This is a genomic window from Frankia sp. Cppng1_Ct_nod (genome assembly GCF_920656135.1).
GTDB lineage: Bacteria > Actinomycetota > Actinomycetes > Frankiales > Frankiaceae > Protofrankia > Protofrankia meridionalis.
In genome coordinates this window covers 26,181-38,271 of sequence record NZ_CAKKTK010000045.1, presented here as the reverse complement: position 1 = coordinate 38,271, position 12,091 = coordinate 26,181, and the positions used below count along the sequence as shown (strand labels likewise).

Sequence of the window (12,091 nt, the reverse complement as noted above, 5' to 3'; positions counted from 1 at the left end):
CAGCGGGCACGTCGCCCACCAAACATCCTGTTCGATTCCCTCACGCTGACAGGATAGGTATGCTTCGTTCGGTTACTGTCACTTCGGGGGTGTTCGTTCGTCATGGTCGATCTGATCCCAAACGTCGGCGCAGGAACCGTCCTCGAACGAGTGCTTCTGAGCGATGACCGGGCGGTTCGAATCGGAGCTGTGCAGCGCATCGATTACGACAGGGCAGTCGTACTCACACACGACCGCTGGAAGGCAGACACGGGCGGCATCCCCCAGTTCAGTTTCCTGCTCGCCACCGCCCGGGAGATCGGAGCAGCCGGCGGTGACGACGACGAGGTGCTTCTGTTTCGGGTGGAGGGCACGGCGCCGCTGGCGCTCGAGTCCGACTTGCAGGGCGTCCGGGAAGAGGCTCTGCGTAACGCCTTGTCCCGCCATGAGAGTCCGGCGCCCTCCGTTGTGCTGGACGTGGAGTTGGACCCCTTCACCCGCAATCGGGTTGCGTTCACCGGTCTGGACTGCCGGATCCTCGGTACGTTCTACGAAGACACCCGCGACGGCACCGTTCGCCTGGATTTCGGGCACGACGTCGACAACTTCTACGCCACGGCCACCTACCGGGTCTTCAAGCCCGTCGGCGAGGGACTGTCGGCTGTGGCGTCGTTCCTCAAGCCGTCGGATGATCCGGTGGAGCTGGTGCGGATCGGAGCGGTCCGCTACTCCTCGACCCGGCGCCGCGCAATGGTCTCCAAGCAGGCCGACGCGGCAGTCGAGGTCAACGTGCACGACTTCATCGGCCACAAGACCGGCATGTTCGGGATGACCCGCATGGGCAAGTCGAACACGATGAAGACAATCGCCGCCCGGGTGTTCGCCGTGTCCGAGTATCGGCGGGTTGCCGGCAGTCCGCCGGTGGGCCAGCTCATCTTCGACCCGCAGGGTGAGTACGCGAACCCGAACACGCAGGACGGCACCGAGCTGGCCGCCATAGGCGAGCGACACGTTCTGATCTACAAGTTCGGGGCCAACGGCGCCGCATCGAACGTACGCCCCCTGGGGGTCAACTTCTTCGACCCTGCGCAGATCGACGCGGTGAAGAGCTTCATCGTCAGTACGCTGGCCGACCAGTCCAGCGACTATATTCGGGCCTTCGTCCAGGCCGACTTCACTGGCCAGCAGGTTCCAGGTGAGGAGCCCCGCGAGTTTCAGCGCCGTCAGGCGCACGCGACTCGAGGGCGGCTGCTCGTGTACGGGGCGCTAGCCAAAGCGGACTTCGGGATTCCTCAGTCCGGCCGTGGCCCCGATGGGCGGGTATGGCCATGGCAGGCGGGGGTCATCATGGCAGGAGACCTCGCGGACGTGTTGGACAAGCAGCTCGGTGATGGACATATCGTGCGCGGCCGGGCAGGAAAAGTCTTCATCGAGCGAGCCTCCCTGATTCCCGTGATTGACTGGATCATTGAGCGGGCGGAGGCCGACGACCTGTCCGGGACCGCCGCCGCGAGCCTGCGTTCGTTCGTCGGCGGGGACCCCTGGAGGTCGGCTCTGCCCATCTATACTCAACAGAGCGGAAACAGGGTCGTCTCGGGCTACATCAAGCTCAAGCCGTTGCGTTCGTTCCACACCCCCCTGTCGCAACGAGACTACCGCGACGAGATCTACCTCGAACTACTCGATGGCCGGATTGTCATCGTCGACCTGCATCTGGGTCCCGATACCGTCATACGTCAGCTCTCCGAGCAGCTCGCGGCCTTCCTGATGGATCGGCAGACCGAACGATTCACCAAAGGCGACGATCCCCCGCACGTCCAGGTCGTGATCGAGGAGGCGCACAACCTCTTCTCGGCGGACAAGTACCGGGACGACCTCGATGTCTGGGTGCGACTGGCGAAGGAAGGCAGCAAGCTGCACCTAGGAATGATCTATGCAACCCAGGAGGTCACCGGCGTCGCCCACCCGGTGCTCGCGAACACGAAGAACTGGGTGGTGGCCCACCTCAACAACAGCAGGGAAGTCAACGAACTTGCCCGCTTCTACGACTTCAGCGCCTTCGGCAACGCCATCATCAGCCATGAGGACCGGGGCCATGTGCGTCTCAAGACGATGTCCTCGCCGTACATCGTCCCCGTCCAGATCGACCGCTACGGCCTCGAGCTCGTGAACGAGGCCCGGGCCGCGGCCGGCGAGACTCCGCTCGTGCCGCCCGTCCCAGTACGCTGATGCCATACACCCAGATGGATGGCCGGTTCGAACGGGCCTCGCGGCTCGGACACTCGAACGCCGTCGTCCGGGCGATGGCCGATCGCTCCTCCTTCTTTGTCCCCGCCGAGCATGTCGGCGACCTCACCTGGCTCAGTGCCCGCATATCCCGACAGGACGATCTGCCCCGGCCCGGCTCGGAGGCGCGACTCACCGGCGTGATCGGCGTCGACGGCTCGGTCATAGTGGTGCCTGTCCGGGACGGGCTTCCCTCGGTCCGCTACGGCTACGCCCAGACGGCCGCGATCTGGCTCGACATCGACGCGATGGATTCCCAACGCTCAGAGCGCTTCGTGGACCCCGTGGCCCTGTCCCGGGCCGTCAACTCGGCGCTCGTCTCGTTCGACTTCCCCACCGCGGGCGCGTACGTCCACGAAGGCATGTCAATCAAGGACTCGTGGCGGGAGTGCATCGATACCCTCTTCCGCGAGAAGAAAATCGAGGTCAACCGGCTCGACCAGAGCTTGCTGCAGCTGCTGTTCCTGCTGCACGGCACACCCGGCCACCCTGCACTCGTCCTGCCGGTCAACTGTCCCACCCGTGGGTGCAGCGCCAAGGACAGCATTCCTGTGAGTCCGGACGGCGCCGACTGCCCGACGTGTGGGCACCGCCTCTGGCCCACCGACACGCTGCGGATTCACGAGGAAGTCGTCGAAGACGGCAGCAACAACACGCCGATGAGCCGCCTTATGCAAGTCGTCGAGCTGCTGGTCACCGTCGGGCTGGCTACCCTGCTGTGGGAACAAGCTCGCGGCACCGTCCTGAACCGGACGCTCTTCGTCACCGACGGTCCTCTTGCTGTATACGGCCCGCCGGCCAAACTGCGGGCGCGGGCGCTCGCCTACTTCCAGAGCATGGGTTCCAGCACCCCCGGCGGTGTCGCACTCTGCGGGGTCGAAAAGACAGGCACTGTGGTCGACTATGCGACCGCGTTGGCTCGGCACGACGCGCTCGCTGCCGGCGACCTGCTCATCGTGGACGCGAAGGTCATCACGGCTATCACCAACGCCCACAATCCCGTCGCTTACGGCTCGGAGACATACTGGGGCCGTAAGTTCATCTACCGTGCCCTCGACGGACGCGTCGTTGTACTCACCGTCGTGCCCGTCAAAGGTACGCCTTACGACGACCACGGAGGGCAACCAGGCCCGGACGCCTACCCGTCGCTCGGCGCCATCCTCGACGTTGTGGACCGCACCGGCTCGTCGATGTACCGCGACGGGCTCATCCCGGTCGCCCTCGCCCACGCCAAGGCCGCCTACCCCATAGGCATCGGCACCGATGTGCTTCGCCTGACCGCGCGCCACAAGCTCGGCCTCGCCCCGGCGCCGAAATCTGACCGATGACTGACGTTCTTCCCGGAGACGACCTTCTCGTCTCCTCACAGACCAACTCGGCGGCACTGGCTGCGACGTCGTCTGCGCCTGCGCATATCGTCGCTCAGCCGCGCGCGCTCGCGGGTTCGGTCGCCCCGCTGGTCGACCCGAGCATGGCGACGATGCGCTACCAGTCCCCGTTGCGCTACCCGGGTGCGAAGGCAGGGCTTGCTCCCATTATCATTGATCTCGTCGAAGCATCGACGAGATCGCTCGGCAGGCCGCAGCTGTTCGTCGAGCCGTTCGCAGGTGGTGCGTCCGCCTCTCTTCGACTCGCAGGAGCCAGCCATGTCGACCGTATTCTTCTCGCCGATGCGGATCCCCTGGTGGCCCGTTTCTGGCAGGTCGCGGCTGCCGACACCGACTGGCTGATCGACCGCATGTACGAGGAGCCTGTGACGCTCGCCCGGTGGGACTACTGGCGTTCCTGGGCTCCTCGGCGCACAGACGACCGGGAGATCGCAGTCAAGTGTCTCTTTCTGAACCGAACTACTTTTTCAGGAATTCTCCATGGCCGGGCCGGCCCGATCGGCGGCCGTGCCCAGACGAGCGAATACGCCATCGACTGCCGGTTCAACAAGGATGCTCTCGAACGCCGCCTGCGCTTTATTGGCGACCTCTACACATCGAACCGACTCGTCGACGTCTGGTGCAAGGACTGGGAGGACACCCTGGCCGATGTCGCCGAGTACTACCCACAACTCCTGCCTAATCGCGTCATCGCTTATCTGGATCCTCCCTACCTGCGCAAGTCCCACAAGCTCTATGGCAAGTCCTTCGACCCCGCTGGGGGCTATACGCCCAAGACAGGGGCCACGACCTCCGGCTGGATGTCCAACGGATGGCAGCACCTACGCCTCGCGGAGTACCTGCGCCGACGGGCCGCCTACCGGTGGATTCTCTCCTACGACAACGAGCCGGAACTCACCTCGTGTCCCGCCCTGTATGCCGCCAATCGAATGACACCTGGCCGCGAAGACGCCGATATCTGTGGCATCAGGCGCTGGCGCATCACCAAACGGTATGTTCACCTGCGCTACACGGTTTCCGGCGCCGCTGTACGCAGCATTAAAGCTGAGCTGCTACTCACCACACTCCCGCCGTCCTGCGTGCCTGTAAACGACCGGCTCCGCGAGCTCGAAAATCTTTGAGTGGTCGAAACATCCGAACGGATCCCCTGTGGTCAGCCCTGCAATTGACAGAGTGCGACCGACTTTTAGATCAGCGGGAAAACACGCTCATGCCGCGTGGCACGCGGCTGCCGGACCAGCCGACCCCACCGGGAGACGACGCGATCATCGACTCCGCTCCCCCAGCCGACGATCATCCGACTGAAGTTGCGGAGGCAACATCTGTACATACTCAGCCGTCCGACCTGCACGACCAGACCTACAGGTGGGCCGCCGGCAGCCAGAACGTCCACGACACCCGCAACGACCGGGGCCATGGCGGTTGGGGATGTTCGGAGCGCACCTCCAGTCGTGCACCCAACCCAGCGCCCGCAACCCACCCGACCACACCCGCGACCGCCACAGACAGCAACCACCACGCCGACAGCATGCCGCGGCATGAGCGGATGTTCTGAGAGATCTCGCTGTCCTCGACACAACACGACTATGATCTTCAGATGGAAGCGATAGTCGTTTCATGACCGATTCCTGCTGCGTCTGTGTGTCAGCGGATGGCGGGGTTGCCGCAACATTTCTTGTACTTCCGGGCTGAGCCGCACCAGCATGGCCCGTTGCGCGGCGGTGGCCAGGAGATCGCCAATTTCCGCGCACGCTGGGCTTCGCGATGCCGCCACCGGAGGTCGTTGTCTTCGACCGGCAGTTTCTCTTCGAGGGCCAAAGCGGCGAGCGCGTCGGGATCCGCGGGGACGATCGTCACCCTGGTGGTTCGGGCTTCTGCCGCCACCGCTGTGTATTGAGCTTCCAGGTCCGTCCAGTAGCGGCCGGATTCCACGACCTCCGCAGGTACAAGGGTAGGCCAGCGCCGGGCCACTTCCTCCAGGGCACCGCGTGGCCAGAACAGCCCACGCACTTCTTTCGGGCCGGACCTGGCGTGGCTCGCCGCGAGAGCGTCAAGCTGCTGGGCAAACGCGTCCCGGGCCCGGCTGGTGAGCCGGTCCAGCTCGTCGGGCTCGTACCCAAGCGACGCCCGAAGGCCGGCGCGTATCCCGACTCCGGACATCATCACGGCGAACGGACCCGGATCTCTACTCATGCGCTCGACAGCACCGGCCATACTGCCGGCCCACCCGATGACGGCACGCTCCGCCCACTCCAACGCGGTCTCGTAGTCGCCGTGGGCTTCGAGTAGCTCGGCTGTGAACGTGCTCGCGGCAACCGACGGCCTCGACGCCGACAGACGGGCCAACTCGTCCCGGGCCTGCTCGTCCTTGCCCGCCGCGAGCCAGACTTCGATCAACATCGGCCAGGCGAGTTCGACGGCATCGTCGCCGCTGTGTTCGGCCAGGACACGCCGGATGGTCGCCTCCGCGCGTGTGAAGTTACCGGCGTTCTTCCATGCTTCTGCCGCATCGATGAGGGCTTCGACCACCTCGTCGGGATACATGGTCGCGTCCCGCTCGCATTGTCGGGCTCGTTCGTCCCAGTCGTGCGGCGAATGCGTCCCCGACGCACGATCTCGCACGGAGCCGCCCGCCGGCTCCGACGCAGCCATTTCTTTCTGCCCGTCGTGGTCTGCAGGTGTGCCGAGGGCGTCGGTCGTCTTGTCGTGCGCCATGCCGCGGCATGATACGGGCGGGTGCAGTAGCCTACGACATCAGCCGGACAGACTCCAGGCTCGGCGGTCCGGACAGCGTCGCATCATGCATGGCCGATGAGGATGTTTATACCATGATCGCCGCACTGGCGGAGCCGGAAGCGTTGCTGGTCTTCGGCGCGATCACCACGGCAACCATAGGACCCCGACGCGCGACCCGTTGGTTCTCCGTATGGGCAGGGCAGGCCCTCACCTACCCCCGAGACTCACCGCGACCGCAACCACAACCACCCGCCGGATACGTCTGATCAGGCGATCAGACGCGCCTTCCGTGCGTCGTCGAGCCACTGCGGGTACTCCTCCAGCAGAAGATCGAAGAGCTGCTGGTCGCCGATTGTTTCCGCGTCTTCCGATTCGATGAAGTGCGCGTTGTCGACTGGGCGGCCACGCAGGTCATCCAAGCGTCGCAGAAAGTCGAACGGGCCTTCACCCACCCCGAGGAACTTGTAGAAGATGTTCCGCTGCGACGCGGCAACCAACTCTGCCTTGGCCGCGCTACGGCTGTCCGGGGCACCATCGGTGACGAACAGGACGTACACCGGCAGTCCATCGGCCGGAAAGTGTTCGCGGACGAGCTTCATCGCTGCGGCGTAGTCGGTCCTGCCCAGCCGCCGACCGGCGCGCAGCCGATCCACTCCGCCAGCGTGGTCCTCGATTCGCAACTCACCGGCATAGATCGCGCCGGTGTCGAAGATGAACACGTCGATCGCACCGTCGTCGTCGAACTGCGTCGCCAGTGCAAGTGCCCGCTCGGCCAGCCCCTGCACGACCCCCTTGGCGTACAGCGCCCGCATCGACCCACTGTGATCCAGACACAGAGCGACCTTCGCCCGCTCACCCTCCAGGCCACGTTTCGACAGCCCGAACTGCGCCTTCTTCACCAGAGTCAGCAGTCCCGGCGCGTGCGATTGAATCTTTGTCATCGATACCGGCATGACCGGCACGGTACGGGTCGCCCGTTGCTCCCGGACAGGAGCACCTGCCTGATCGGCGGAGAGAAATGGACACGGCAGCCGCGATGGTAGCCAAGCCGGCCGATGACCACGAACGTCGGCGAACGTCCACGGACGAGACCGAGCCCGTGACCTGCATCGACGGACGTCGGCGGACTGAAATCCTCTTCCGTGTGGACCCGCGCGCTTACTGTTTCTCCCCGGTCAGCAGCTGCTCCACATCACGCCAGAACTTGTCGAACGAAGGCGAGTTCTCCCTGGCCATCCGGAGGTCGAAGAGCGCGGCCAGCGCAGCCTGGTCACTCGCTGGCTTGTAGGAACGCCCATCGGTACGGTGCGCGCTCAGCCATCCCTTGCAATCGCGCGGTTTCTCCCCATCAACGGGGCGCTCAAGGCCCTGGGCCAAACCCCGCTGGCCGCTGAGCGACGGTGCCGCCGCCAGGAACCACGCCTCGAACTCGCGGTTGGCCAGGACAACGAAGACCGGCCGACCCGGTACGGGCATGGCAGGTCCACCCATGATTCCGGGGCCAGTTTGGCGGCCATCCGGCGTAACAGCACCGGCAGGGCGGCGACCTCGCCCTTTACCACCATGGCGATCGTGGTCGGCGTCATCCCCGCTCCCGCCTCACTGCCGCCCACCCGCTTGGCGATCATATCCTGGAGGAACAACATCGATCCGTCGCTGATCCAGAGCAGGCCGGCACCGAAGCGGCCGTTGAAGCCGCAGTCGTATGCATCGCGCAGGGTACGGATGAAAAAATCAACCCGATCCTGATGTGTCACCAGGTTCTCCACCACGGCCACAACCGAACGCGCCGACTGCTCGTCGAGCCGGAACACGACGATCCCGCAATGGGATCCAGGCGGGTACGACTAGATGTTGCCGAACCCGCGGTCCAACGTGAAAACGATGCGACCCTCACGACCCGCGACGGCAAGAACCTCCGGATCGGTACAGCCAGTGAGCTTCTCGTCGAACACCGTGTCAGCGTCGACCCCGAGCGCGGCCAGCCTTCCGGCCAACGAGACCGGAAGCCCCTCGTCGAGCTTGACCTTCACGCAGCGATGCTCAGCGGAACCAACCCATCCCGAGCCAACCGAGCCCCGTAGGCCGCAGCCGCCCGCACACCCGACTCGTCGATAGACCGATACTCGGCCACGATCTCGCTGACCGACAGTCAAACCGACGAACGACCACGGATACCAGCGGAAGCTTGCGGACGCCCGCCCTACGATCGTCGGACGGTCCGTACAACGATGGACGTCAGTGGACATTCATGGATAGATCGCCGAGGACTACCTGTCAGAGATCGGTGCCGACCTCGTCCGACCCCTGCTCCTGGTTCGGCCTCCGCTCCGGCTCCGCTTCGGGTGGCGGGCGCAGCAGGACGACGGCAACCCCGTAGACGGCCAGGTAACTCCCGACCGCGGCGAACGCGAGAGCGTCCAATGACCCGGCAAGGCCGAGGACCACGAGCAGGAAGACACCACTGGCCAATCCCACCAGAACGGACCGCGATACGCTGGACACAATCCACTCACCACGTCCGGGTACCATTTCATGCCGTTCCTGGAGCAAAGCCGTCTCCGGTCAATTCACTGGGATACACATAGCTGGATCTACCCACCCGCCCCGCCGATAATCCTGGCATCCGAGTGATCTGGGGCAGGCAGGAACCTCACTGAAGCGGCAGCCCGACCGTGGCACGAAGCATACCGCAGGACGGTGGAACCTCTCCGCCTCCTGGAAACCGGCACGGCATTTCAGGTACCGACACAGCATTCATTCCCAACCGGGAAACCGGCGGGAAAGCTCGGTCAGGAGGGATCGCGATAAACGCGGATCCAGTCGATGCGAATGGTGACAAACTGCGGCGCGTCCACGTTCCGGCGGGACCATGAACAGATCAACACACGTCGGGCTTCCGGGCCACCCTGTAACCGGAACAGTCGTTGACCACGGCGATGGGCATCCGCACGGGCTCGAGGACCCGGCCGTCGACGATCCGCAGTTCAACAGCGGCGTCGGGGTGCATCGGGTGGGCCGGCGCGCCGACACGGCCATCGGCCGCTTCCTACGGCTGTGCACCCGTAACCTCGCCGGCCTACGGATCCCGGCCGGAATGGATCTGCATCATCGTCGCAGACACACCTGCCACGCCATTCCTACGCGGCTATACGAACAACCACGAGCACAGGGTGCCGTCAGCCTGGAAGTAGACCTGCCACGTAAACATTCAGCCGCTGCGCTCGTGGCCCACATAAAATCACGCTAACCCCCTATCCTTTCTGCGGGGTCGGCGATGGCGTCGCCGTGGGCGACTTTGTGGTGGCCACAGCAGTCGGCGTTGCGGTCGCAGACGGGGATGTCGTCGCCGTGGGCTGAGGTTCTGGCTTTTGCGTCGATGGTGCCGGCGCCGGCGACGGTGCGGGATTCCCGTGAGCCGGATCATCGGTCGCCGGGCTGCCGGTGGCGGCAGGTTGACCGGCCTGCACGGCCGGGCTATCGGACTGCGACGGCAATACGGCGACGGTGACCGGTACCAGGCCGTCCACCGAGGCTGTGACGTCGGGCACGGCATCAGCCGAGGCCTTCGAATCCGGCGATACACCGGTCACCGTAGCGGTGATGCCCGCATCCAACTGGGCAGCGTCGCTGTCGCTCGCGGTGAGATAGCTGACCGTCCCGCCCAGGACCGCTCCGACGACGGCCGTCGCCGCGAAAACGGTTCCCAGTTGCCGGCCGGTTCGTCCACCTGAGGTGGAAGCGGGACGAGTCGCCACGGTGCTCTCCTCGAACGATGACAGCCGGTCGCGGCGTGGCTGGCATCCGCCCGGATGCCGGCCACGCGGCGTATTCCTCGAGCCTACCGGTACTAGATTCGGAGATCTTGGCGTGGTGGGTCTCCGTGGCATCGACAGTGGATGATCATCTATGCGCACCGCGGACATCGTCCGCAGCCAGGTCGCCGAACAGGCGGATTTTCCCTGGAAGACCCGCTTGAGCAAGCGCCATAATGGAAATCCTCGAACGAACAACGACGCGTAGCCGGCCACGCGGCTACCCCGGCGTCATCAAGAAAGGGAACAGGAAGAGTCGGTTGACGACGAGGGAACGGCCGGTTCGGATTCTTCTTCGGTGAACGGGTCAGTCGAGGCCGGACAGCGCCCGCCGAGCGTAGTCCGCCATCAACAGATCGGATATCTCCTCCCGCGGCACCCAGCGGACGTCGTCCGTGGAACCCTCGGTCTCCGCTCGCGGCTCCCCACCGGACAGACCGACAAGATAGATCAACCGGACCGTGTGCACCCGCACCTGGCTCGGGAGCAGCGAGACGTCCGACAGGACGGTGTGCAGCGCGGCGGACCGCACCCGAAGACCCGTCTCCTCGACGAATTCGCGGGCGAGACCCTCCTGCGGAGTTTCACCGAAACCAAGCCCACCCCCGGGCAGAAACCACTGGCCGGACAGGTGCGTGCTCGGCGCGGCCCGTACGAGCAGGATGCGACCGCCTGCGTCCCGGCAGATGCCGTAGGCGGCGATCCGCTGCCGCCCGACGGTCTCGGCGGCATGAACACCGGCGTTCGGAATGACCGTCACCGGCCGAGGTGGCGGTGGTGGTAGCGGTGGTGGCGGGGAGGACAGGGGACGCGGGAACGGTCACGGACCTGCACGCCCTCAATGGTATTTGCCCGCCGACCACCATTGGTCCTCGCGGGCAGGCCGGACCTGTGCTTTAGGCCATGCGGGTCGGGCGGGTCGGGCGGGTCGGGATCGGACCCGCAGGGCCGTCCGCAGCCGCCACCCGTCAGACGGGTGGCTCGGGCTTCGGATCCCCGAACGACGGATCCTCGAACGGCGGGGTCGTCCACCATGGGTAGAACCCGGGCAGATCACGCCCGGGACGCAGCGTGAAGGCGGGTGGCCGTTTCTCCCGGAACGCCGCGACCCCCTCCGCGACGTCGGCCATCCGGCCGAGCGCGAGCAGTGCCTGGGACTCCAACCGGTTCGCCTCGATGGGATGGTCAGCGTCAAGGAGCTTCCACATCAGCTGGCGGGTGAGAGCGACCGACACCGCCGAGGTGTTGCGTGCGATCTCGATGGCGATCTCCCGCGCCCGGGGCAGCACGTCGGCCGCGGGCAGGAGCTGGTGCACGAGGCCCGCGTCCAGCGCCTCCGACGCTTCGAAGATCCGACCGGTGACCGCCCATTCGACCGCCCGTGAGATCCCGACGATCCGCGGCAGGAAGAAGCTCGCGCACGACTCCGGGATGATCCCCCTCCGGGCGAAGGGCAGACCGAAGCGGGCGTCGTCCGCGGCGATGCGCACGTCCATCGGCAGGATCATGGTGATGCCGATCCCGACCGCGGTCCCGTTCACCGCGGCGATCACCGGCTTGGGCAGGTCGTAGATCAGCAGGGCCAGCTCCCCGCCGACGTCCCTGGTGCCGCCGCGCAGTGGTTTGAAGCCCGCCGAGGCGGCGTTGAACCCGTCGCCGCTGGACAAGTCGGTGCCGGCCGAGAAGAAACGCCCGCTGCCACCGGTGACCACGACCGCGCGGACGTCGTCGTCCGCCCCGGCCCGGGTGAAGGCGTCGATCAGTTCGTCGAGGACCCGGTAGGTGACGGTGTTGCGCTGTTCAGGACGGTTGAGTGTGATCGTGGCGACGTTCTCGTCGACGGTGTAGAGGATCTGTTCGTAGCGGCTGGGGTCGTGTTCCACGGGC

At 65.5% G+C, this 12,091-nt stretch carries 12 protein-coding genes; 4 read left to right on the top strand and 8 right to left on the bottom strand.

The genetic code is table 11. From position 1 onward, the window contains the following. Positions 1–189 precede the first annotated feature (189 nt). The 3 genes from NBW77_RS14020 to NBW77_RS14010 are packed head-to-tail and all read left to right on the top strand — an operon-like array spanning position 190 to position 4,774. Entirely contained in the window at positions 190–2,208 is a 2,019-nt protein-coding gene (locus tag NBW77_RS14020; RefSeq protein WP_250279858.1) for a helicase HerA domain-containing protein, read from the top strand. Continuing rightward, the gene (locus tag NBW77_RS14015) at positions 2,208–3,593 is read left to right on the top strand and encodes a hypothetical protein (protein ID WP_131746677.1); all 1,386 of its coding nucleotides are present in this window, start codon (positions 2,208–2,210) and stop codon (positions 3,591–3,593) included. The genes NBW77_RS14020 and NBW77_RS14015 overlap by 1 nt, the downstream gene beginning before the upstream one ends. Continuing rightward, complete coding sequence (locus NBW77_RS14010; protein ID WP_131746676.1) at positions 3,590–4,774, top strand: DNA adenine methylase; 1,185 nt, start codon at positions 3,590–3,592, stop codon at positions 4,772–4,774. The genes NBW77_RS14015 and NBW77_RS14010 overlap by 4 nt, the downstream gene beginning before the upstream one ends. A gap of 523 nt (positions 4,775–5,297) precedes the next feature. On the opposite strand, the gene NBW77_RS14005 is transcribed toward NBW77_RS14010, so the two are convergent. After that, positions 5,298–6,368, bottom strand: coding sequence for an SEC-C metal-binding domain-containing protein (locus tag NBW77_RS14005; protein WP_131746675.1), 1,071 nt, complete (start codon positions 6,366–6,368; stop codon positions 5,298–5,300). A gap of 113 nt (positions 6,369–6,481) precedes the next feature. Here NBW77_RS14005 and NBW77_RS14000 point away from each other — a divergent pair, with 113 nt between their 5' ends. Beyond that, positions 6,482–6,655, top strand: a complete 174-nt coding sequence (locus NBW77_RS14000) for a hypothetical protein (protein ID WP_165486059.1) — start codon at positions 6,482–6,484, stop codon at positions 6,653–6,655. Here the strand turns inward: NBW77_RS14000 and NBW77_RS13995 are convergent, their stop codons facing one another. The 7 genes from NBW77_RS13995 to NBW77_RS13970 form a co-directional block, all read right to left on the bottom strand. Next, on the bottom strand, positions 6,656–7,330 hold the full coding sequence (locus NBW77_RS13995; RefSeq protein WP_242605810.1) for a VWA domain-containing protein: 675 nt from the start codon (positions 7,328–7,330) through the stop codon (positions 6,656–6,658). 217 nt (positions 7,331–7,547) lie between these two features. Next, positions 7,548–7,802: a hypothetical protein gene (locus NBW77_RS22460; RefSeq protein ID WP_349817016.1), complete on the bottom strand. Its 255-nt coding sequence runs from the start codon at positions 7,800–7,802 to the stop codon at positions 7,548–7,550. After that, positions 7,703–8,161 carry a hypothetical protein gene (locus NBW77_RS13990; RefSeq protein WP_250279857.1) on the bottom strand — a complete coding sequence of 153 codons (459 nt, stop codon included), beginning with the start codon at positions 8,159–8,161 and terminating at the stop codon, positions 7,703–7,705. Before NBW77_RS13990 ends, NBW77_RS22460 begins: the two co-directional genes overlap by 100 nt. A 75-nt stretch (positions 8,162–8,236) precedes the next feature. Next, complete coding sequence (locus tag NBW77_RS13985) at positions 8,237–8,422, bottom strand: DUF5615 family PIN-like protein (RefSeq protein WP_165486058.1); 186 nt, start codon at positions 8,420–8,422, stop codon at positions 8,237–8,239. 244 nt (positions 8,423–8,666) lie between these two features. Continuing rightward, positions 8,667–8,894, bottom strand: coding sequence for a hypothetical protein (locus NBW77_RS13980; RefSeq protein ID WP_131746672.1), 228 nt, complete (start codon positions 8,892–8,894; stop codon positions 8,667–8,669). 1,617 nt (positions 8,895–10,511) lie between these two features. Next, positions 10,512–10,964 (bottom strand): NUDIX hydrolase, encoded by a 453-nt coding sequence (locus tag NBW77_RS13975; RefSeq protein ID WP_165486056.1) that lies wholly within the window; start codon positions 10,962–10,964, stop codon positions 10,512–10,514. Between the two features lie 208 nt (positions 10,965–11,172). Further along, positions 11,173–12,087: an enoyl-CoA hydratase-related protein gene (locus NBW77_RS13970; protein WP_207386987.1), complete on the bottom strand. Its 915-nt coding sequence runs from the start codon at positions 12,085–12,087 to the stop codon at positions 11,173–11,175. Between the last annotated feature and the right edge of the window lie 4 nt (positions 12,088–12,091).

Excerpts from the sequence above, each read along its gene's own strand:
- NBW77_RS14015 (WP_131746677.1), top strand. The coding sequence starts at position 2,208 with ATGCCATACACCCAGATGGATGGCCGGTTCGAACGGGCCTCGCGGCTC.
- NBW77_RS14010 (WP_131746676.1), top strand. The coding sequence starts at position 3,590 with ATGACTGACGTTCTTCCCGGAGACGACCTTCTCGTCTCCTCACAGACC.
- NBW77_RS14005 (WP_131746675.1), bottom strand. The coding sequence starts at position 6,368 with ATGGCGCACGACAAGACGACCGACGCCCTCGGCACACCTGCAGACCAC.
- NBW77_RS14000 (WP_165486059.1), top strand. The coding sequence starts at position 6,482 with ATGATCGCCGCACTGGCGGAGCCGGAAGCGTTGCTGGTCTTCGGCGCG.
- NBW77_RS13995 (WP_242605810.1), bottom strand. The coding sequence starts at position 7,330 with ATGACAAAGATTCAATCGCACGCGCCGGGACTGCTGACTCTGGTGAAG.